The following is a 23,275-nucleotide window of genomic DNA, read 5'->3' on the forward strand; positions in this document are numbered from 1 at the left end:
GGCTGTATTCGCAAAGATTGTTGCTTTTCGAACCAGTCTATAAATGGTGATAACGCTTTGTTTCGGGCATCATTTCGTCTATTTTTGATGGGAATCAACAGTGAAATGGGCGATTTAATCAAAAATCAGATGAAATAGCCACAATGTATACGAAAAGAGCCAAATTTTAAAAAAGATGTATTTTCATTTAATGAATCAACCTTTTAAGAAAAGAGCCTTATTAATTCATAAAACTGCATATAGTTTACAGATGATGAACAAGGAGGGAGAACATGGTTCAAGCAAAACAAACAAAGAATTCATCTTTGAAAAAGGATGAGCAATATATTTGGCATTCTATGAAGCCTTATAATCCAGAAGCAACCATGCAGGCTAAAGAATCAAAGGGTGCATGGGTAACTATGCAAGATGGCAAACGCTATTTAGATGCAATGGCGGGGTTGTGGTGTGTAAATATTGGGTATGGACGTGACGAGCTAGCAGAAGCTGCTTATGAGCAGTTAAAGAAAATGGCCTACTTTCCTTTAACTCAAAGCCATGAACCAGCAGTCCAATTAGCCGAAAAATTAAATGAATGGTTAGATGGGGACTATGTCTTTTTCTTCTCTAATAGTGGATCTGAAGCCAATGAAACTGCGTTTAAGATTGCTAGGCAATATCATCAACAAAACGGAGAACACAATCGTTATAAAATTGTATCGAGGTATCGTGCCTATCATGGAAATACGATGGCTTCATTAGCAGCGACAGGGCAAGCACAGCGGAAATATAAGTATGAGCCGCTTGCCCCTGGATTTATTCACGTATCTCCTCCAGATGCTTACCGCGACGAAGTTCAAGGGAAAACTCCTCATGAACTTTCCTCCGTACAAGAAATTGATAAAACGATGACTTGGGAATTAAGTGAAACAATAGCCGCCATGATTTTGGAACCGATTATTACGGGTGGAGGCATCCTTGTGCCCCCAACCGGTTACTTGAAAGCAACAAAAGATGTTTGTGAGAAGCATGGAGCGCTCTTAATTGTTGACGAAGTTATATGTGGATTTGGTCGCACTGGAAAGCCGTTTGGCTTTATGAATGAAGACATTCAGCCGGATATTATTACAATGGCAAAAGGAATTACAAGTGCCTATTTACCTCTATCTGCGACAGCTGTTAAACGGGAAATATATGAGAAATTTAACGGTCAAGAACAGTACGATTTCTTTCGACACATCAATACTTTCGGAGGAAATCCTGCCGCATGTGCGTTGGCTTTGAAAAACATTGAAATAATGGAAAATGAAAAAATGTTTGAACGATCTGCTGAATTAGGGGAAAAAACGTTAAATGAATTGCGAAATAGATTGCAAAATCACCCTTATGTTGGAGATATACGTGGAAGGGGACTTCTAATTGGCATTGAACTTGTTGCGGATAAAGCATCGAAAGCACCGTTAGAAGGAGAAAAAGTGAATCGGGTGATTTCTTACTGTAAAGATCACGGAATAATAATTGGGAAAAATGGAATGACTGTAGCCGGGTTTAATAATGTCTTAACCATTTCTCCACCACTTAGTATTGAAATACAAGACTTAAACTTAATTGTAAACAGCCTTGTTGATGGGTTAAGCACAATTAAATAACTAAAATAACAGCCCCCGATCAGTGAATTCGGGGGCTGTTATTTTAGTTAGACTGCTTTCACAAAAATTGTGGCTTTTCGAATCAGTTTATCATCTTTGATATGGCTTTGTTTCGGGCATCATTTACGAAAAGTGGAAGTGGCTGTCCAGGGACGGCAAGCATCTGGCAGAACACGAAGTAAAGCCTGCTTCACGTAGTGAGCTGACAAATGCCCGAGTCCCTAGCCACTGAAGCTGAATCCGTCATTTTTGATGGAACTCAGCTGTGAAATGGAGGATTTAATCAAAAATTTGATGAAATAACCACAATATTTACGAAAAGAGCCTTTTGTTAAGACTGTTTTTAAAACAGAATATATATCGTAGGAATTATCTGTCTCGCTGCTTTCCTTCATAGTTTATAAAGTCCCTTTTCGAATGCATTGTTGCTCAAGCAAATAAAAAGGGAAGCAAACAGACCATTTTTTCCTCATATCTACCTAAAAATAAGGCGAAAAAATACCCGGAGTCATTCTTCAACACGGTAGGAGGACTAATACGAAAAGCCAAAAAATTTGTGAAAACAGTCGTTATGAATGAAATCATCGAAAAAAATAGCTGAGAATAATAAAATAAATGGAAACAATACATTCGAAAAGAAGTTAAACGAACTAGCTTTATAAGAGAATTGCTCTTCATGAGTAATTTTTACTAATGTAACGAACTATTGTGGGAGTAAGAAGGTTTCGATAATTTGTTGAGATAGGAGATATAAATATGTGATAAAGTGTAATTCTATGACAGTAGAAAATTTGAGGGTTAATCTGGTACAATGTATTGTTAAACAATGATTATTTACGATTAGAAGACTATTCTATATACAGGAATAGCCCTCGTATTATTCTAATTGAGAAGCCTTCATCGGGGAATGTAAACAATATTGGCATTCAGGAAATCCTATTATCTTATTTCGAGGAATTAGGCATGAATAATCAATAGGAGGTATTCCATGAGCTTAGAGAATGAGTTCAGAGATTTTCCATTATTGATTTTTAACGGATTAGCTTATCGCCTGTTTGGTGATCGAAGCGGTTACCCGGTCATTTATTTTCATGGAACACCAGGCAGTAGTTTTGAAGGCTTGTATTTACAAACATCCGCTTTGCGTCAGAGGATCTTAATTATCGCCATCGACCGGGAGTATTTTGAGAAAAGTAGGCAAGAATTCTATCGCCATTTCGCGATGAAAATCAGAGATTTGATTCAATATCTTGGATTGTCTCATTATTCATTTCTGGCTTGGTCAGCCGGGAGTGTGGCATCACTTAAGATTGCATCTATTCTAAATAATGAAGTTGAAAGCATTCATATATGGGGAGGAGTTCCACCTTTAATATCAGATAATATTAGACCAAAATTACATAGTATTGATCGCTTCTTCCACAGCTTTATTCATTGGAATCCAGCCGCTTTTTGTTTTTTTCTAAAAGGAACAAAGCCGCTATTAAAAAAGAAACGACTCTCTCAGTGGATGGTTAAAATGTATGGAGGAATGGTTGAATGGAACTCCTTACAGAAACACTTCTATAGAAAATGGAGTTATGCGGAAATTCAAACAAGTATTATTTCAAATGTGTTTCGAATGAACGTAGATAATGTATACAAAGACTACTATCATTACCTAGCCGAAGAAAGATTCGATGAGACAGATTTGCCTATCAATCTGCATCTTTGGCATGGCCAAGAAGATCAAATAGTACCATTTAGAGTTGATGTGCTATTAATCAGCAAATTATCTTTTCGCATTTTCACCCTCTTGAAAGAACGGGTCATTTTATCTACCCTTATCATTTGGAGAAGCTATTTTCTTCCATTCTTCAAGCTAATCATCTAACATAATACATAATTATTGTGATAACCTGTCAACAGAATAGAAAAAGGAGAAATTGATGAGGAGAATTTTAAGTTATTTAACTTCATATAAAAAATCAGTTAGTATCGCACTTAGTTTAATGATGTTTGAATTAGTTGTAGAACTAACTCAACCATTTCTGATGGGCCTCATTATTGATCAAGGCATATTAAAAGGGGATATGAAAGCGGTTAGCTTTTGGGGGGGTATTTTATTAGTCTTATCTCTTCTAGCATTTGTTTCCGGAATCGTGAACACCTTCTATGCAGCCCAAGTAAGTCAAGGAGTCGGATTTGATTTACGTAAAGACTTATTTGCTAAAACACAAGAGTTTTCTTTAAACACATTTAAACATTTTCCCCCATCTACTTTGATTACGAGAATTACAAATGACGTAAATTCTATTCAAATACTCTTGTTTATGGGTTTAAGAATTATGCTACGCGCTCCACTGTTTATCATTGGAAGTTTGTTGATGGCCTTTTTTGTTTATCCGCGACTGGCTGTGTTATTACTTATTTCTGTCCCAATTTTACTGGGGATTTTTCTTTGGGTACTAAAAAGAGGTGTGCATCTTTTTCAACATGTTCAAGAAAGTATAGACGGTGTGAATACCACTATTCGAGAGAATCTCATGGCAATTAAATTAATAAAGTCCTACAACAGAGGAAAGTATGAAAAAGATAGATTTGAAACCGTAAATAGATCCCTGTTAATGAACAATACGAAAGCATTAAAGGTAATGGAACTTTCCATGCCCATGGTTATGGTAGGAATGAATTTAATTTTAGTTGGATTAATAGGATTCGGCTCTTTTGAGATTGAACAAGGAAACGGTGAAACAGGTGAAATGGTTGCCGTAATTAACTACGGCATGAGAATCCTCTTTTCCTTTTCTGTCTTTTCTTTTTTAATCATGAATTATTCAAGAGCGAAAGCATCCGGAAATCGAATCAATGAGATTTTGCAAGTAAATCCCGTTAAGTCCGTTCGAAAAAGTGAAACGATCGAAAGTATTGAGTCGCTTTCATTTAAGAATGTTTCCTATCGAGATGAGATAACCAATGTGAATGTTTTACAAAATCTTTCATTTGAGATTGCGGAGGGTGAGTTCATTGGGATCATGGGAGCGACGGGGGCTGGTAAGACTACCTTATTACAACTCATTCCGCGATTATATGCTCATAATGAGGGCGATATTTATGTTAATTCAAAACCAATTGCTGCGTATACTGATAAAGATTTGCGAGGAATTATTGCGGTGGTTCCACAAGAAGCCCATCTGTTTTCGGGTACCATACGTGAAAATCTATTATGGGGAAAATCAAATGCTACTTTCGCAGAAATGAAACAAGCTGCTGAAGATGCTCAAATTCATGATTTTATTCTCTCACTACCTAGGGGCTATGACAGTGTAGTTGGACAAAGGGGAGTGAATTTATCTGGCGGGCAAAAGCAACGACTATCGATAGCAAGAGCATTGATTAGAAGGCCGAGTCTTCTCATATTAGACGATAGCACAAGTGCTCTAGACGCTGAAACTGAAAATAATCTGTTATTAGCGTTGAAATCATATGCATGTACTCTTATTATGGTAGCGCAAAAGGTGAGTACAATCCAAAACTCTGATCAGATTTTGCTCCTACAAAATGGAGAAATTGTTGGAAAGGGCAAACATCAACAACTTCTCGAGTCGAATAAGTTATATATTTCAATCAATGATTCGCAACGTGAGAAAGAAAGGAGCCGATATGTCTAATAAACAAGCTACTCGATCAAAAAGAAGTATAAAAAATTGGAAAAAAACTCTTCTTAAAATATGGGAGTATATGAGATTCTATAGAAAATGGTTTGTGTTTACATTAGGATTGGTCATATTATCGGCTATTTTCTCGCTCGTTGCCCCTTACTTATTGGGAGTAGCGGTTGACGAATTAATTGTTTCAAAAAATACGGATAAATCAGTTGCATTACTCGGTGGTCTAATCCTAATTTACCTCAGTCAAGGTCTGACTCTAGTTCTGCAAAATTATTGGATGATTAACATCTCACAAAAAAGTGTATTTCATATGCGAAATGATTTGTTTTATCATTTTCAAAATCTCTCCCTTTCTTTCTTTCAAAAGCATCAACAAGGTGAGCTAATGAGTAGAATGACGAATGATATTGAGAATGTCAGCCGAACGTTAAATTCTGCCGTCATTCAAATTTCTACAAGTGTGATTACCTTGATAGGAACGATTGCAATGATGATTTGGTTAAGTCCATTGCTTACCTCATTTACCTTGATGATTGTACCTATCCTCTATTTTGGACTTAAATGGATAACGAAAAGAACAAGCTTCTATTTTAAAGAACAGCAAAAACAACTTGGAGATATGAATGGGTTTATAGAAGAGTCCTTGTCGGGTCAACATTTAATCAAAATGTACGGAAAAGAAGCCGAAATAATGCGCCAATTTGATGAGAAAAATAATAACATTAAGACTTCCGGTTATTGGGCGCAAACGTATACAGGTTTTATTCCAAAATTATTAAATATGTTAAACAATGTAAGTTTTGCGGTCATTGTCGGTTTGGGTGGAATCTTTGCTATTAAGGGCTATATTTCAATTGGAGTAATTGTGACGTTTACAGCTTATGCCAGACAATTTACTCGCCCCTTAAATGACTTATCTAACCAGTTGAATATGCTTTTATCTGCAATCGCGGGAGCAGAACGAGTCTTTACGATAATGAACGAACCCTTTGAAAATAAGGATGAAGCAGAGGCGATTTCACTAGACCGAATAAACGGTGAGGTTGAGTTTGATCATGTTTCGTTCTCATACAAAGAAAATAATAATACCTTAACAAATTTATCTTTCCATGCCAAAAAAGGACAAACCATTGCATTAGTCGGACCTACAGGATCTGGGAAAACGACTGTCTTAAACCTTTTATCTAGGTTCTATGAGCCGGATGGCGGACAAATAAGCATTGATGGCATTCTCCTCGAAAAAATAAAAAGAAGTAACCTTCGAGAAAACATGGCAATGGTCCTTCAAGACTCATATTTGTTTGAAACGAGTATATTGGAAAATATTCGATATGGAAAATTAAATGCGTCAGATGAAGATGTAATTATCGCCGCGAAGAAAGCAAATGCTCATGAATTTATTTCTAGATTACCAGAAGGATATGACACATCTATTTCCGCTCAAACCTCAATTAGCTTTGGCCAACGACAATTGATCGCTATAGCAAGAGCATTGTTAATTGAACCTACCTTACTTTTACTTGACGAAGCTACAAGTAGTATCGATACGATTACAGAGATCAAAATAAATGAAGCGTTACAACGCTTAATGAAAAATTCTACTACATTTGTGATCGCGCATAGGTTGAACACAATCTTAGGTGCAGACTGTATCTTGCTACTGAGAGAGGGGGAGATTGTCGAAAAAGGAACTCATAAAGAATTATTAGAAAAAGATGGTTCTTACGCTAAGTTGTATCGCCATCAGCAGCTCACTGAATTGGGTTAAAGGAGTCATTAAATGAGTATTTCATTTGAAAGAATAACCAAAGAAAATCTCTATATTGCAGAAGAAATGGTTGCATCAAATCAAGATTATAACATCATGGAAAACGGAAGTCCGATTCGAACGAAAGAAACCATTGAAAGAGAATTCATCAATAGTAAAACAAAATCCCTATTGATTAAATTAGACGAGAGCTATATTGGAGTTGCGAATTATTTACACCATAATGAAAAAGATGGGTTTCCGTGGATTGGTTTATTCATGATTCATGGTGATTATCAAAGCTATGGTATTGGTTCTAAAGCATATTTTAGACTAGAATCGTTACTAAAAGAAGAGGACTGTAAGCACGTTCGCTTAGCGGTGTTGCCTGAAAACAAGCAAGCTAAATTTTTTTGGGGGAAGTTGGGATATGTATTTTTTGAAAGGAAGCTCTCAGAAAATGGACAAGTGGTGGATTGCTTTCAAAAAATATTATAAAGAAATCTTCGTAAATTTTTGGTTTTCGTTTCAATTTATCATCAATAATATAGCTTTGTTTCGGGCATCATTTCGTCTGTTTTTGAGGGAAATCAACCTTGAAATAGAGAATTCATCAATAATCAGATGAAATAGCCCCAATATTTTCGAAAAGAGTGTTGTAAAAGAAGCTCATCATGGTTAACGGGTTCGGTTCAGAAGTACAAAATGATAAATAACAGCAAAAAAAGATAGCCCATTAATTGCAAATTAGTAACTTAATTAGCAACAAAAATAGCAGTAAAAAGAGCATATTCGTTATGCTCCTTTTTCATTATTGATTTAGTTCATCAATTGTCTTGAAAATTCTTGAATACATTTCTTTAATGTGTTCATCAGTCTTTTCATCATTGTACAAACCATATTCCCATTTCTTTAATGTGCCATCTTCTTGTGATGCGAGAAGGCCAACAGCATAACTAATACCAGCAGTCCAATTCGAAGTCTTGTCGTACACTAAATCTTTCTCAGTAAAAGGAACATAATTATCAGTTCCGATAAAGAAAAATGGAATTGTTGAATTTAAGTAAACATCTGCATATTGGCTTTCAGAAGCCTCTGAAAGATTATCCTCCCTAATAAAGACTGCATCATAAGACTTCAGTTCTTCACTTTTCATTTCGTCGAATGAAATCTCCGTAAATCTCACCTGTTCCACTTTTACTTTTGGCGATTCTCCGATCACTGCAATTCTTAAAGAATTTCCTTCATAAGCCTCGAAATCAGGGCTTGAAGTACAAGCCGTTAGAGCTACTGTTAGAATTAATAAGATAAAACATAAATATCTCTTTCTATTTAATCTTTTCATATGCAACCCCTTTTAACATATTTTAACATAGTATTCTAAACACCTTGTTAAATAAATTAATAAGTCTAGCAGATTACTCGACTTATTGCATATAGATTCTTTCTTTTATATCAAACTGCTTTTTTGAAATGCCTAATCGTTGAGCAGGTGTACCTACCATTCCCTTTTATTTGTAAGCTAAACAAAAATTGTAATAAGTCCGCAATATTGTGAGTGCCATTTGAGCGTATTTCGGATTGAAATTGGAATAGATATAACTTTTGCCATCACCACGAGCTGTCGTTAAAGGTCTTTCTAAGATAGATAGCCTCCTGCGAATTTGCTGGATGAAAATATTCGTGGCATTGTCGTTCACGTTCAAGATAAGATTTGCAATATCTTTCGGTTCGAGTGATGAAAGATTGGTTGAGCACTCCACTCATCGAAATCCTCTATCAATCGTTGCAAGTGGATGCTCAATCGGATTACCCGCATATTCATAATGACTGTATGCCCGTTCCAACCTCCTTATGAAATTGTTGGTATGAAACAGTTCCTCCATTTTCAACAACGCAAGCTTCCTTAAAGACTTAGTATCGTAAACAGAGTTAATTCCCCAGTTGGTTAAATCCACTCATGCCTGAACAAATTCCTCACGAGCCTGTTTCCGAGATTTGGTTTTATCCGTTTGACAAAGGAAATGGTGGGCATCTGATAGACGAATTTCTTTGGAGAATACCCGATAAATGGAAGTCATTAAGGAATTATCTTTGTCGGTCATAAAACGCCATTCCGAAGCCCTTACAAGCTGTTTGATGAGCCAGTAATGGGCAATGGTTGTATTGGTAGAATTAATATGAAATCCATCTATATACTTCGCTCTGCGTTCAATTTTATCTAATTCATCTCAATACTATATTTCCGTTTATGTATCGTTTTTCGAACGTGGCATCGGATAATGAGAATACTTCGGAAACCGAGCGTGTTTCTTGGCAAATTCATTTAGATGGTCTTCTTTTAAAAGAACAGTGTCTTGGGCAATGTCCCCCAATGAAATATCCCAATCATATGCCACATCACTGCGGAACACATAGCGTGAAAGTACATCAGCAGTTATGACAACGTTGGTAGGGAACTGACTTTCTTCTAAATCGTCATACTGGCTGCCGCCCATCCCTTTCTTCCGAACATTGTTCAAAAAATAGGTCATTTTATCGGTGTTTAACCACATTTCATTGAAATCCATATTTTGAATGGGCTTGGCTTCGTGCCGTTCCAAAAACTCTAAACATCTTCGGTAAACAAATTCTAATTTATCGTAATAAGTTCCTCTCCCAATTTCCAAAAGTTCACAAGTTCTTGTAATCGGAACCCTACTTACCAATAACTTTGTAAACCAAAGAAGAATATCACTTCGTTTTTGATTTTATGTGATAGATTGCTTTCGGTTAGGTAGTACATTGGTAAACTTTTTACACGTCTTACATTGCCATCTTTGGGATTTACCAGTGCTTTTCCCACGCTTATAGAACTCCCTTGGTTCACTAAAAGGGGTAAACTCTTCCGCAATACAATCCTCTTTATGAAATTGATAATCAGGTTCGACATCTAGGACAGAATTGATTTGAAGCAATCACTCAATTTCCTGTGCGATACATCAAATTGATAGGGTTGTCTGTGACAATCTAATGTAGCACCTTTTGTTGCAAATTTCTCTTGGGGAAGACCGTACCATTTACAATACGGATCGGAACAATGATTGTATTGAATTTTATAGATATTTCCGTTCCAAATAAATGCAGTTGAATTGAACAATAAACCTTTGTATTTTGTTCCGAACTGCTTTGGCATTAACAATTCGTAATCTTTTGTTCTTTCTCCTATTTCAGCCGTCGAAATGGGGGTTTGCTCCTCAACATGATTATCTTCTTTGGTAGCCAATCTCTTTTACTTAGCAAACGTTATTGCTCTCCATTAAATGTTCGATTTCTAATTGTTTAATAATTCTTCGGTTATTTCGCTTACTTTCAATCCATTTTATAAAATCTTTGTCATCCAAAAGATTGAGCAGAAATACATCCACAACTTCATTTTCGCTGTACTCCGTAAATTCCGCATTGGTTTTTACAATCGCTCTTACTCGCTCAGAGATAAGCCAATCTACTCCATCAGCATTGTTATTTTTAGGCTTAATAAACTTCATATTATTTAGACCTCGTAATTAAAATCGTTCAACATTCAGTACGCCCAATTTGCACCTAGTTTAACACATAATTGGAATACTAACTGTTGGATAGAAGTCACTTGCTAATTATGGTGTTAATTCTGATGGTATTATGGAGGTTATTTTTAAAAAATAGTGATATATCAACAAATAAAGGGAGTCCAATTCATATGCGAATTGAACTCCCATTTGTATTACTTTATTACATTTTGTACTCAATAACCCGTTACATCATGGTGAGCTTTTTTAATTATGCATCCATTTATTATTAAATTGCCTGAAGAAAGAGTTTCCTCAATCTGTGTGTTTGTCTAACCAAATTCAACGCAACAAGCATAGTTTACTTATATCATAACTGGTTTTAAAGGTGGTGTAATAATGTCTGAAAAAATAATGGATAGCGGATCGGACGAACAGCAAGAAGATCATTTTTCAAAAATGATGTTCGGTTCAAATCGTCCAAATCGAACCGAACATCAAGCAGTAGAAGAAGAGGAAGTAATTGAGAGTGATGAAGAGTCTAATTCAGATCAATTGATGGATCAAATATTTAATATTTTTCAATCATTACAAGAAATAAAACCACTCTTGAGTGAATTTTCTCCAATGGTGGACTATATTAAAAAAAAACTAATAACCAAAAATGACTAAAATATGTATGAATAGTGAGGAGAGATTTTCTATAGGGAATCTTCCTCTAATCATTTCCCTGTCCCTTATCCTTGATAATGAAATTGAAAATAGGAATTGAAATGCCTGTATTTATTGGGGGAATTTAAATAATATTCACCTCAGGAGGAACTGTCCAGACGGGAAATATTTTTGTGAAATCAGATTATTCAGTATCGATTTCATCAAACGGGTCAGAGAAGATAATTCCGAACGCATAATCACTATGTGGAGGGAAATTCTAATCAAACTAGATCATAAATCAGGAATATGCACTTGAACGAAATTCTAGTTTATTTCATTAAGGTGAAAAATAAGAAATAAAAAAGACGCCTGAATATCCGTCAGACGTCTTTCAATACGTATTTGAGGCGATAGACAATGTGACCACATTCACACTTGTTGATAAATCAACGTGCCTTATTCGACTTACACAAATGAGCTCATCGCAAGTTAAATATAACATGATCTATTTGAGAAAGCAAGGTTTTTATTATGTTTATAATAAAGCCTAGAAGAAGTTCAGAAAAATTCAATCTAATTCTGATTTTGTATATTGTTCAGATAGAAATTAGGAGTAGTGAGTTTGGGAATGAGATATTATGTTACATATAGCTTATTTACAAAGTATTGTTCGTTATATAGAATGTATACAAGCATTATTTATAGAATATGAAGTTTCCTTCTCTATCCCTTTGCTTGATTATAAAAAGTGATGTTACCCAACCTGACTTGTTATAATTGTTTAGTTTCATTTTTAGCATAAATAATATAGCTTCGTTCTCTACTATTCGTTAGTCATATCTTTAACCCTTGGCCTATCGGTTTTGATTTTTGGACAAGCAAACGAACATGTATTTCGCATCAATCAATAATAGATACTTGTCGTACATGAAAAAGAACCATCTTTAACAGGAATGAACTTCATCATCCTAGTAGGATGATAAATAGAAAAAGAGATATAAATACTGAATACGTGAATAATGAAAAGATTGTAAGAACAAATGGGGATCAACATCACAAGTAGATGGTTGGAGCCGCTGGATGAGAATACAATCGATCTATTAAATTTCCACATATCGTTAATAAAGGTCTTTTTCACGTAATACAATAGTTCAAAATAAACTGTATGAGGTGAGAATGAATGGGTATGAAAGTAAGTGGTCCAAGGGGTAGTAGCATGATTTCTGGAAATTTGAAAGAGTTTCAAGATAATCCTTTAGGGTTTTTGGATAACATTCGCATAAACTATCAAGATGTTGCGAAGGTACGTTTTTTGCAATATCCTATTTATATATTGATGAAGCCCGATTATATAGAAGAAGTATTAGTTACGAAAGCGATGTCCTTTCACAAAAATGAGAGTTTCAATGAGCTTGATCCATTTACTGGGGAAGGACTATTAACGAGAGAAGGGGGTTTTCACTTAAAGCAGAGAAGAATGATGCATCCTTCTGTTACGAAAAAACATATTTCCCTTTTTGGTGAAAATACAGTCGAAGTAACTGAGAAGTATCTCGAGGAGTGGGATCAAAATCCGTTAAGAATTATTAATGAGGACCTAATGAATATCTCATTAGGAGTGATTTCCAAAACTCTTTTCAGTTTATCTACTTTTGAAAATAAGGAAATTTCAGGTAATGAAATGGACACGGTCCTGGGGTTAGCTACTAAACGGATACGTGCACTTTATCATGTACCATATTCAGCCCCTTTGAAAGGAAATCGAAATTTTCAAGTAGTGTGTTCTAAACTTGAAAAAGTAGTATATACCATCATGAATTATCGTCGTGAACATCCAAAACAAAAATATGTAGATTTGCTATCAATTATTGTAAATGCGTGTGACAATCATTCCGGCAACTATTTGACCAATAAACTACTTCGAGATGAATTGTTGAAAATTTTTTTTGATGAGCATGAAGCCACAGCTAGTACTCTTTCATGGGTACTGTATAACTTAAGCAAACACACAATTGCGAAAGAAAAGGTCTTTGAAGAACTAGAAAAAATTAAAGTGGAACAATTATCAATTGAACACATTGACCAACTATCCTATCTGAAAGCTGTGATTCTTGAGTCATTGAGGCTTTATCCACCGGTTTATTTGTTTGGCAGACGAGCCTTTCAAAACGTTGAAATCGGTCCTTTTTCTGTTAGGAAAGGGGAAGGGATCATAATCTCCCCGTATATAATTCATAAACTCTCGAGCAGCTTTGAAAAAGCCGAAATGTTTTGTCCTGAAAGGTTTTTAGGTGATCCAATAAATAGAATTCATCCACAGGCTTATTTCCCATTTGGGAATGGTTCAAGGAAATGTTTGGAAAACCCCTATGCTTTGTTTGAAGCTCTTCTTGTTTTAGGGACCATATTGAGAAAATTTGATGTTAATCTTGTTGAGGAAGTAGATATGGACCCTTCGATTACTCTAAGACCAAAGGGAAAGTTAAAAATGTTAGTCAAGCGGAGATAAATTTGGCGGAGGAACAGATAGGAAATTCACCTGTTTTTATCTGGTAGTTTGATAAGATTTAGAATGGTTGCTTTGACTAGCTCTAAGCCTTTTGTTTTCTTTTGCAGGAGATTTCTTGATCTTGGTGAACTATTAAAAAGGGGAGGCTTATCCAGGTATATTTTCCAAAGTTGATTTCGCAAAGATTGTAGCTTTTCAAACCAGTCTATAAATGGTGATATAGATTAGTTTCTGGTTATCTTTCCCTCTGTTTTTTGATCGAAATCAGCAGTGAAATGGAGGGTTCAATCGAAAATTAGTTGAAGTAGCTCTAAAGTATACAAAAAGAGCCTTTTATAAAGATCGTTGGCAATTAATAATTAATAATTATATATGAAGACTTTGTCATAAGTTGTTCTCATTTTTTTATGATAATCGTTTTTTAGGCTGAGAAAAGAAAGGAACTAGACAATGAAGAAAAGGTATCAAAGAGAGTGGAGGAATTTTAAGGATCATTACGCTGGTCATTTTATCACAAGTTATTTGTTATTATTAGGTTCAGCTTTGGCTTCCTTTTGGTTCATTCAATTTCTTCCAATAGACATCAATGAATTTTTTTCTCAAATTCAAGAAAAATTTCAGAAAATATCGAATCAAAACTCTGATTCAGCGATTACGTGGACGATTTTTTTGAATAATATGCGTGTTAGTGCCATGATAATGGTACTAGGGTTAATTCCAATCATCATCCTCCCTCATTTTCTGTTGTTGGTCAATGGAGTGATTATTGGCGTTGTGCTTCATTTTGTAAAAGCTAGTGGAGTCTCTTTATTTCCCGTTATCGTATTTGGACTTGCGCCTCATGGAATCACAGAATTAACAGGTTTTGTTTATGCAGCCTCGATTGGAGCGTTTGTTGGTGTGAATATATGGAGGATAGTATTCAAGCATAAAAAGGCCGTTTCATTTAAAGACTCGGTCCTTATGAGTATTAATTCATTTCTTTTTGTTGTATTTCCTCTTATCCTTGTTTCGGCATTAATTGAAGGGTATCTTACGAGCCTGCTTCTTGAGAGGTTTATGTAGTGTAGATTAATGGCGGAAATTGTAGAAATCTGGTCTGGTGTGTCGTTTTCTAGAAGTGAAAATATTGGATATGTAGTATTATAAGTTTGCTTGTAATATTTTGCGCTTTCCCGGAAAATATTTTTATTTTCTGACTATTGGCAAATGTAATTGTCCAGGTATAAAATACAGCTCCAGCAGGAAGTAGAAAAGAGAGAATTTCGTTATGATATAGATCTAGAAGGATAGAAAAAGGAGATTAGATGATGAGTAACCGCATAATGAAAATTATTATTGCTCTGTTAGTGATTTCGTTTTCTGTACAATCAATCACTCAAGCAGCAGACAATAAAACTAGCATTAATGAGAAATTTGGTTTGCCGATTGTGGTGTACGGGGGTTCACTTTCAGAAGCACAAAAAGTAGATGTTGAGAATCTATTAGAGGTAACAGATCGTAATTTAGTTGAAGAAGTTACCGTGACAGGTGACGATTTAGTAAAATATATCGAAGGAGAAAATCGAAATGCTCGTATGTTTTCTTCAGCAAAAATTACTCGTCAAGAGAAGGATGAGGGACTAATTGTCAAACTAGTTACCCCAAAGAATATTACACAAGTAACGGAAAGTATGTACGCAAATGCTCTAATTACAGCAGGAGTAGAAGGGGCAATCGTTGAAGTAGCTTCACCTATTGCAGTGAGTGGACACTCCGCTTTAACAGGAATATATAAAGCGTATGATGTAAGTGGGGAAGCGTTAAATAAAGAGCGAATGGAAGTTGCAAATGAAGAGCTGAACATTGCGACGGAAATTGCTGAGAACGCAGGTATTGATCCTGAAAAAGTGAGCGAATTGCTGACAGAAATAAAAAAAGAAATTTCCGAACAAAATCCTGTTTCTCGCCAAGAAGTTGAAAAAATCGTTGAAGAAAAATTAAAGTCTTTGAACATTAATTTAAGTGAGCAAGACCGTCAATTGTTAATAGACTTATTTGATAAAATTCGGTCACTCAATATTAATTTTGATACAGTCAAACAGCAATTGAATGATTTACAAGACACGATTTCTACAAAACTGGATGAAATCGTTGGCAATGAGGGTTTTTGGCAAAAGGTCAAAAACTTCTTCCAAAGTATTGTTGATTTTTTCAAAGGATTATTTAATTGAGATAGTGGTTCACTTCAGAGTAAACCTAATCAAGTCAAGTCTTGAAATGTATCAATACTGTCATCGATTTTTCAAGATAGTCTAACTAAAAAGCTGTAGAACTTAAACATATAAGAATATCAGATTTTATAAAATTCACCAGTGATGGAAACCCTTGCAAGTCTGAAATTATTCTATAGAAGAAAAGCCTGCAGGGTGTGAAAGAAAATAAAAAAAAGTTTGGAAAGCTAGTTGATTTTATTCTCAACTAGCTTTTTTCTATAGTGAACAGCCTGAAGTATTTAATGTTTTAGTGTCTAGCTTAACAGACACAAACAATTCGAGATCATACGTAAACAGTGTAGTGAGGTGATAAGTCAGTCCTTTTTTATGCTCATGTTCTATAACTGTAAGGATTACCCATTTTTTACTAAGCGAATATTTTGACGGCTGTGAATCTCCCCTGTATAGTACGAAGAGATATTATTTATTTAGTGATACGAAATTTAGACGAGCGGATGTGAGACTATGGGGCAACCAATAAAACAGCAAAATATTCTAGATCACGAAAATAAGATTGTTTTAATATGGAGTGTGGCCGTTTGGTTGGTCGTGATGAATACCACGATGTTCAATGTAGCTTTGCCAACCGTGCTACAGGAATTGTCGCTGGATTCATCAACGGCTTCTTGGATTGTCTCAGGATATTCAATCGTGTTTGCCATCTCAACGTTAACATATAGTCGTTTATCAGATTATATTCCGATTTCAAGGCTTCTTTTAACGGGGTTATTACTTTTGAGTTTCGCCTCCATTATCGGCTGGCAATCAAGTACGTTTGAAGTTTTGCTTTTTTCTCGTTTGTTACAAGCTGCAGGAGCTGGAGCTGTTCCAGGTTTAGCAATGGTTTTGGCTGGAAGGTATATACCCGTCTCTCGACGGGGGAAAGCTATGTCATTTATTTCTTCTGCTGCTTCACTTGGATTTGGATTGGGACCGGTCATTGGAGGGGCGATTACACAGGCGTTCGGTTGGAATGAGTTATTTATTGTCACCGGGGTAGTCGTTTTCCTGCTACCATTATTTTATCGTTTGCTACCTAAGGAAGAAACCAAGAAAATAAAATTCGATTTCATCGGTGCGCTTTTAACAGCGATCTCGGTTACTTGTTTATTACTGTTTTTATCTACTTTATCGATTTACTTCTTTCTAATCAGTATGGTGAGCGTATTTGTGTTATGGGTACACATCCATAAAATTCAAATCCCGTTTATTCAACCGAGTATCTTGAAAAAGAGACCCTATATTAAACTACTATTAATCGGGTTTGTCGCATTTGTTACCCATTTTTCTACATTATTTATGATGCCAATTATGCTCTCGGTTATTCATGAAAAAGGAGCTGCCACGATTGGGTTAATTATTTTTCCCGGTGCGATGCTTTCGGCGATTGCTGCTCAATTCATTGGTAGATTAATAGACCATTTTGGTAATAAGCCCTTAATGGTCGTTGGTCAGCTTTTATTGATTCTATCCACCAGTTTATTTGCCTTCTTTTCATCAGTATCCCCATATTGGATTATGATTGCTTATATGTTTATGAGCACAGGATTCTCGGCGTTAACTTCAAGTATTGCCAATGAAGCCACTCGTATTCTTCCTAAAGATGAAATCGGAACAGGAATGGGTATGTATCAACTGGTTCAATTCTTCGGAGGTGCTTTAGGGGTGGCTATTTCTGGAATGTTAATTGCGTGGCAAAGTGCTTATTCGGCGGAAATCATCTATCGAAATAATTTTTTAGGACTAATTGGAATTCTCACACTGGCAGTAGGTTTGTTTATTTTATATATTCGTCCTTTGAAAATTATGCAACACTCATCTTAAACTCACTAACTATTGTGAGTTTTTTTGTTAGGTTAAGAGACAAAGGTTAATTAATCGGAATAATCTGATATATTGGAAGTAAGCATTTTTCTGGAAAATTATGTTTGAAGACGATTGAAGACGTAAAAATCCAGTTGGAAATTAGAACATTCGTTTATTTGCTTCTTCGCTATTTAGTATTTAGTTCAAACAACTATGTAGGTTTCAGAACTCAATAAATTATTCTTGTAACAGGTGGTGAATGCTGAGCGAGCGATTGAACTCATTCTCTTGTCCGGTTTGGCTTTTCGCTTGTTTTAATCAATATGTTGAATCCTGACATTAAGCTAAAATGGTAGCATCAATTGAACCCTAGAAAATTGTCTTGTCAACACTAAATAGCGAAGAGCCGTTTATTTTATAGAAAAACTATTGATTTATAGGAGGTTTTTATGAAAGAAATAGATATGAGTTTTCGAAACCAGCGTGTGCGATTATGGTTTGTTGTAGTGTTGCCTAAGTTGTTCACTTCTATAGTTCTGTTTATTTTGCTGCCAAGAGAGTATCATCTGATCCCTATCTTTTTACCTATCACTGCTTTACTCATATATTACGGATTGCTTATGCTGGGCAGGTATAAAGGAAAGTCAATATAGGAGTCTGTCTTGAAAAATTTATCAGACAGTCTTATCTATGTTGACTTCCATTACCGCTGGAATAATGTAAATGGATTACATTATTCCAGGTTTTACGATTTTCATCGTTGGATGCTTACGTAAATCAATAAACTCCTCATTTAGCTTAATTAAAGGTTGATGTGGTTCATTTTCATGAATAAAAATAATTTCAGCAATTTCTCCAGTATCTAGTTCGACTTGTTGCCGTAAATGTTGTCTCATAATGTAACGAACAAAAGGTATGACGATTGCAGGATTCAGTTTATTATTATGGACTTCATTCATAAGCTCAGTAACGGCGGTGAAGTAAGACTGATTACTGGAATACGTGCGATGTGAACAGATAGCATTAAATGTGTCAGCAACGGAAATAATTTGTATTAACAAGTGTATTTTTCTTTCGTTTACTTTCATTGGGTATCCGCTACCATCGACTCTTTCATGGTGCAATAATGCGGCTTGAGAGATTAGTGGGGAGATATAGGGTACATTTTTTAGTAAATCATAGCCAATTGTTGGATGACTTTTAATTTCTTCCCACTCATTTGTAGTAAGAGAATCGGTTTTTTTTGATATTTTTTGGGAGATTTTTAACATGCCAATATCGTGAAGTAAGCCCATTTGTGCTAGTAATTGACATTGAAGTCGAGAGTAGGATAGTACTTTACCGATTTGTGAAGCTAATAATCCGACGTGAATACTGTGTTGAATTAGATGGTTTTTTGCAGTTGATTGTTTTTGGAAAAGTGTGGTGATGGCTATATCATTATGAGTCTTTTCTTCTAGAGCTGAAAATTTTTTTAAGATAACCGGAATGTTGGCTAAGCTGAATCCATCTTGAATTTTTTGAAATTCAGATGCTAAATATTCGGTAAAGTCATCATATTCATTTTCATTTTTTGATTTTAGTGGTAGCGTTTTTTGGGTTGATTTCTTTTCCATTGAAATGGTTTGGCCAAATTTATGATTTTGAAGCAATAAAATATGTGATTCAGATAGAATGATCCCTTTTTTTAAAAGGAGAATTCCTTGTTGGGAGAAAATATCTTCTCCTAGTATTTCATCTACTAAGTCAAAAGATATATGTAACTGTTCCATTTCACGACTCCTCTCGGGGCAAGGCTAAGTAGCTCTTACTCTATATTATAATCACGAAAACCTCTATTCACAATGGCTGTAGTGTTATTTTTCAGAATATAGGCATTATGTCATAGAGCCATTTCTAGGGTCCATAATTAATTGCAGGGAATTAGGGGTGTAACTCGAAGTAGTATAGATAAAATCTAGCTCATTGCTAGATACTTGGGGGGAATTCATATGAACGGGACAGAGAAAAAAGTACAACTCAACGTAAGAATTGACGAGGAAACCTTTAGTAAACTCAAGCAAATCGTTTCTTATTATCAAGAAGAGACGAAAATTGGTAGAGTTTATCAGGTTGATGTCTTAACTGAACTGATTGATAAAAGCTTTAAACAGATAAAGAAAGAAAGAAAAAAGAAAAAATCTCAAGGGTAACTACTTTCCAAATCAAAGAGAATGCAATCTGTGATTTGAGTCAAACTAAATAAAAATAAGATGAGGGTAGGAAGACTATTATGATACGGTTAATTACACACAATGATCTAGATGGCTTAGGGTGCGGACTTTTAGCAAAGCTAGCTTTTAAAAATGATGTTGAAGTGAATTATTCTTCACTTGGATCTATGCATTATCACCTAAGAGACCTATTAGAAGATCAAGAAAATCATGATTGGTTACTGATAACGGATTTGTCTGTTAATGAATTAGAAGAAAAAAGAATATCAGAAAGAATTCAACGTGGTGGTAAAGCTAATTTAATTGACCATCACCAATCTGCGCTGCATTTAAATCGACATCATTGGGCATCTGTAAGTGTTGAAGAGTCACCAGGGAGGTTAGCTTGCGCGACTTCCTTGTTTTATACATATTTATTGAATAATGATCATCTGACAGCTTCTCCAATTCTGGATGAAGTTGTCGAGTTAATACGTGAATATGACACTTGGGAATGGGAACAACACGAAAATGTTAGAGCGAAGCAACTAAATGATTTATTTTCACTTTTGTCCTTCCCTGATTTTGAAGAAAGGATGCTAACAAAAATACAAACGCTTTCGCAGTTCCAGTTTGATGAGGTAGAAAAAAAGCTGTTACAGATTGAAAAGGAAAAAATTGAAAGATACATCAACAGAAAAAAAAGACAAATATATCAAATTATGTATGAAAATCATTGTGTAGGAATTGTTCATGCAGAGTCATATATTTCAGAACTGGGTAACACGCTCGGAAAAAGCTGTCCTCACCTGGACTACATTATCCTACTTTCGCTGGGGAGTAAGAGAATGAGCTTTCGTACCATTCACGATACGATTGATGTGTCTGAAATAGCAGGAAAATTTAATGGTGGGGGGCACAAAAAAGCTTCAGGAGGCTCAATCACAGAAAAAGCTTTTGGTACTTTTGTTCAAAATGTATTCTCTCTGGAATCGATTTATCTTGATGCTGAGCAAAATAAATTGAATGTGAAAGAGAATAAAAAAGGATCTCTTTATATAAATCAACAAGACCTTAGCATTCTGTTGTTTTTCGAGAAAAATAATTGGAAAATGATTAAGAACGGCAATAAAATGGATGTCAGCTTTCCAAACTACCAAAAAGCTGAAACATATATCAAGAAAAAATATGGAGTAGGATTAGCACGGGATAAAGTATTCATTGAGTATCAAAATACTTCTACTAAGTGATTTTTGTATTCATTGGTCAATCGAATAAATCGAAATGTGATTTCCTTCTGACTTTATTTGAAACGCATTAGAATGATTAGTTCATTAGTGTGGTGTTCTATAAATCGGTTAAGAGTCGATAGTTTACATAAGCGACTCACACAATTTGATAAGAGACTGAGAACAACTGATTCTTACGAGTTTCAGTTATTCTTTTGAAGAGACTGTTTTCGCAAAGTTTGTGCCTTTCGAATCAGTCTATAAACGTTGATATAGCTTTGTTTCGGGCATCATTTACGAAAAGCGGAGGGGCTGACAAATGCCCCGAGTCCCTAGCCACTGCAGCTAGATCAAGAAAAGCGGAAGGGGCTGCCCAGGGACGGCAGGCAAATGAAGAGCTCGAAGGTGATGCCAGCATCACTGGAGAGTTATTCATTTGCCCCGAGTCCCTAGCCACTGCAGCTAGATCCGTCTATTTTTGCTGGAAATCAACTGTGAAGTGGAAGATGTAGTCAAAAATCAGATGAAATAGCCACAATGTAAACGAAAAAAGCCTTAGAAGAAAAAGTACAAATGTCCGGAAATATTGCTATACTAAAGAGTCCAATTAGAAGGATGATTCCTCGCGACAAGAGGGCTATATGTTTGTTGGAATTTTTTTCGTGAAGCTATTTTCTCGAAATATGTTGCTTTTAGCACCAATTTAACTAGGTTTCCGAAAAGAATTCTCTCAAATCAAGGAATGTGAAGGGCGTAGCCCAATGAGTAAGTGGGAGATGAATTTTCGGTTGGCGTCAGCCAAAGTATTTGTAGCTATTAGCAAATTATGTTAAAATCAGTCTGTACATACAGAAAGTTTGATAACATAATGAAATTAGATAGTAATAAACATTCAGTCTTTCTTTTGCACTATCATCTAGTATTGGTAGTGAAATATCGTAGACAAATATTTGATGATAGTATGTCAAACTATGCAAAAGATATTTTTGTGAGAATAGGCCAGTCGTATAATATTTCGGTTGAAGATTGGAATCACGATAAAGACCATATACAGGTCATGTTCAAGGCACATCCTAATAGTGAATTATCTAAGTTTCTAAATGCTTATAAGAGTGCCAGTTCTCGATTGATAAAACGTGACTATCCCTTGGTTCGTAAAAAGCTTTGGAAAGAAACGTTTTGGTCAAGAAGCTTCTGTTTGATTACAACGGGCGGTGCTTCCATAGAATCAGTCAAACAGTCCATTGAAAAGCAAGGTAGGAAGTAGGTGTTGGTAATGTTGAAAGCATATAAGTATCGTCTCTATCCAAATAAGGAACAACGAATATTGTTCGCAAAAACCTTCGGGTGTGTGCGTTTGGTGTATAACAAAATGCTTGCTGATAGAATCCATTCTTATAAAAAATCTCAAGAATGCATAGACAAATCCATTAAACATCCTACTCCTGCACAATATAAAGCTGAATTTCCGTTTCTAAAGGAAGTGGGTAGCCTTGCTTTAGCTAATGCACAAATGAATCTAAACAAAGCATACGCTAATTTCTTTCGTGATAAGTCCACTGGATTTCCAAAGTTCAAAAGCAAAAAAGACAATCATCACAGGTATACGACCAACAACCAAAAAGGAACTGTTCGCATTGAAAACAGTTATATCAAACTTCCAAAGTTGAAAACAATGGTAAGAATCAAGCAACATAGACAATTTTCTGGGCTGATTAAGTCTGTTACAATTTCTCAAACTCCAACAGGAAAGTATTTTGCTTCTGTTTTGGTGGAGAAAAATGAACAGTTGTACCCTAAACTTGATACAATGGTCGGCATTGATGTTGGATTGAAAGACTTTACACTATTGTCTATCGGTACAAAATACGAAAATCCTAAATGGTTGAGAAAGGCTGAAAAAAGACTAGCTTTTCTTCAACGTTCTTTGTCACGCAAAAAGAAAGGGTCTAGTAATAGAACTAAAGTTAGACTACAAGTGGCTAAACTTCACGAAAAGATTACCAATCAACGAAATGATTTCCTTCACAAAGTAAGTAATGAAATCACAAACGAAAACCAAGTGATTGTGATTGAAG

General features: G+C 35.4%; 21 protein-coding genes. 15 read left to right on the forward strand and 6 right to left on the reverse strand.

Annotated features, from left to right (window positions below; translation table 11 throughout):
- Nucleotides 1-272: 272 nt before the first annotated feature.
- From U8D43_RS09055 to U8D43_RS09075, 5 genes are all read left to right on the forward strand, one after another.
- Complete coding sequence (locus tag U8D43_RS09055; RefSeq protein ID WP_335870867.1) at nt 273-1,628, forward strand: aspartate aminotransferase family protein; 1,356 nt, start codon at nt 273-275, stop codon at nt 1,626-1,628.
- A gap of 988 nt (nt 1,629-2,616) precedes the next feature.
- On the forward strand, nt 2,617-3,501 hold the full coding sequence (locus U8D43_RS09060; protein ID WP_335870868.1) for an alpha/beta fold hydrolase: 885 nt from the start codon (nt 2,617-2,619) through the stop codon (nt 3,499-3,501).
- Nucleotides 3,502-3,556: 55 nt separating this feature from the next.
- Nucleotides 3,557-5,278, forward strand: coding sequence for an ABC transporter ATP-binding protein (locus U8D43_RS09065; protein WP_335870869.1), 1,722 nt, complete (start codon nt 3,557-3,559; stop codon nt 5,276-5,278).
- The gene (locus U8D43_RS09070) at nt 5,271-7,046 is read left to right on the forward strand and encodes an ABC transporter ATP-binding protein (protein ID WP_335870870.1); all 1,776 of its coding nucleotides are present in this window, start codon (nt 5,271-5,273) and stop codon (nt 7,044-7,046) included. The genes U8D43_RS09065 and U8D43_RS09070 overlap by 8 nt, the downstream gene beginning before the upstream one ends.
- A 12-nt stretch (nt 7,047-7,058) precedes the next feature.
- A complete protein-coding gene (locus U8D43_RS09075) occupies nt 7,059-7,523 on the forward strand; it encodes a GNAT family N-acetyltransferase (RefSeq protein WP_335870871.1) in 465 nt (154 codons plus the stop codon).
- Nucleotides 7,524-7,836: 313 nt separating this feature from the next.
- On the opposite strand, the gene U8D43_RS09080 is transcribed toward U8D43_RS09075, so the two are convergent.
- The 5 genes from U8D43_RS09080 to U8D43_RS09100 form a co-directional block, all read right to left on the reverse strand.
- Nucleotides 7,837-8,370 (reverse strand): hypothetical protein, encoded by a 534-nt coding sequence (locus tag U8D43_RS09080; RefSeq protein ID WP_335870872.1) that lies wholly within the window; start codon nt 8,368-8,370, stop codon nt 7,837-7,839.
- Between the two features lie 418 nt (nt 8,371-8,788).
- Nucleotides 8,789-8,920, reverse strand: coding sequence for a hypothetical protein (locus tag U8D43_RS09085; protein ID WP_335870873.1), 132 nt, complete (start codon nt 8,918-8,920; stop codon nt 8,789-8,791).
- 354 nt (nt 8,921-9,274) lie between these two features.
- The gene (locus tag U8D43_RS09090; RefSeq protein WP_335870874.1) at nt 9,275-9,628 is read right to left on the reverse strand and encodes a hypothetical protein; all 354 of its coding nucleotides are present in this window, start codon (nt 9,626-9,628) and stop codon (nt 9,275-9,277) included.
- A 329-nt stretch (nt 9,629-9,957) separates the two neighbouring features.
- Nucleotides 9,958-10,290, reverse strand: a complete 333-nt coding sequence (locus U8D43_RS09095; protein WP_335870875.1) for a hypothetical protein — start codon at nt 10,288-10,290, stop codon at nt 9,958-9,960.
- A gap of 10 nt (nt 10,291-10,300) precedes the next feature.
- Nucleotides 10,301-10,552, reverse strand: coding sequence for a hypothetical protein (locus U8D43_RS09100; RefSeq protein WP_335870876.1), 252 nt, complete (start codon nt 10,550-10,552; stop codon nt 10,301-10,303).
- Between the two features lie 399 nt (nt 10,553-10,951).
- Here U8D43_RS09100 and U8D43_RS09105 point away from each other — a divergent pair, with 399 nt between their 5' ends.
- From U8D43_RS09105 to U8D43_RS09125, 5 genes are all read left to right on the forward strand, one after another.
- The gene (locus U8D43_RS09105; RefSeq protein ID WP_335870877.1) at nt 10,952-11,224 is read left to right on the forward strand and encodes a hypothetical protein; all 273 of its coding nucleotides are present in this window, start codon (nt 10,952-10,954) and stop codon (nt 11,222-11,224) included.
- Between the two features lie 1,162 nt (nt 11,225-12,386).
- The gene (locus U8D43_RS09110) at nt 12,387-13,715 is read left to right on the forward strand and encodes a cytochrome P450 (RefSeq protein WP_335870878.1); all 1,329 of its coding nucleotides are present in this window, start codon (nt 12,387-12,389) and stop codon (nt 13,713-13,715) included.
- A gap of 450 nt (nt 13,716-14,165) precedes the next feature.
- Nucleotides 14,166-14,780: a stage II sporulation protein M gene (locus U8D43_RS09115; RefSeq protein WP_335870879.1), complete on the forward strand. Its 615-nt coding sequence runs from the start codon at nt 14,166-14,168 to the stop codon at nt 14,778-14,780.
- A 245-nt stretch (nt 14,781-15,025) separates the two neighbouring features.
- The gene (locus U8D43_RS09120) at nt 15,026-15,928 is read left to right on the forward strand and encodes a DUF1002 domain-containing protein (RefSeq protein WP_335870880.1); all 903 of its coding nucleotides are present in this window, start codon (nt 15,026-15,028) and stop codon (nt 15,926-15,928) included.
- 507 nt (nt 15,929-16,435) lie between these two features.
- Nucleotides 16,436-17,794 (forward strand): MFS transporter, encoded by a 1,359-nt coding sequence (locus U8D43_RS09125; RefSeq protein WP_335870881.1) that lies wholly within the window; start codon nt 16,436-16,438, stop codon nt 17,792-17,794.
- Nucleotides 17,795-18,504: 710 nt separating this feature from the next.
- On the opposite strand, the gene U8D43_RS09130 is transcribed toward U8D43_RS09125, so the two are convergent.
- A complete protein-coding gene (locus U8D43_RS09130; protein ID WP_335870882.1) occupies nt 18,505-19,548 on the reverse strand; it encodes an HD-GYP domain-containing protein in 1,044 nt (347 codons plus the stop codon).
- Nucleotides 19,549-19,767: 219 nt separating this feature from the next.
- Here U8D43_RS09130 and U8D43_RS09135 point away from each other — a divergent pair, with 219 nt between their 5' ends.
- The 5 genes from U8D43_RS09135 to U8D43_RS09155 all read left to right on the forward strand — a co-directional run.
- Nucleotides 19,768-19,968, forward strand: coding sequence for a hypothetical protein (locus tag U8D43_RS09135; RefSeq protein ID WP_335870883.1), 201 nt, complete (start codon nt 19,768-19,770; stop codon nt 19,966-19,968).
- Between the two features lie 80 nt (nt 19,969-20,048).
- Entirely contained in the window at nt 20,049-21,218 is a 1,170-nt protein-coding gene (locus tag U8D43_RS09140) for a DHH family phosphoesterase (RefSeq protein WP_335870884.1), read from the forward strand.
- A gap of 257 nt (nt 21,219-21,475) precedes the next feature.
- A complete protein-coding gene (locus U8D43_RS09145) occupies nt 21,476-21,709 on the forward strand; it encodes a hypothetical protein (protein WP_335870885.1) in 234 nt (77 codons plus the stop codon).
- 356 nt (nt 21,710-22,065) lie between these two features.
- Entirely contained in the window at nt 22,066-22,464 is a 399-nt protein-coding gene (gene tnpA, locus U8D43_RS09150) for an IS200/IS605 family transposase (protein ID WP_335870886.1), read from the forward strand.
- A 9-nt stretch (nt 22,465-22,473) separates the two neighbouring features.
- On the forward strand, nt 22,474-23,275 hold an 802-nt coding region (locus U8D43_RS09155; protein WP_335870887.1), incomplete at its 3' end, for an RNA-guided endonuclease TnpB family protein.

The organism is Bacillus sp. 2205SS5-2 (assembly GCF_037024155.1).
In the GTDB taxonomy this organism is placed as follows: domain Bacteria; phylum Bacillota; class Bacilli; order Bacillales; family Bacillaceae_K; genus Bacillus_CI.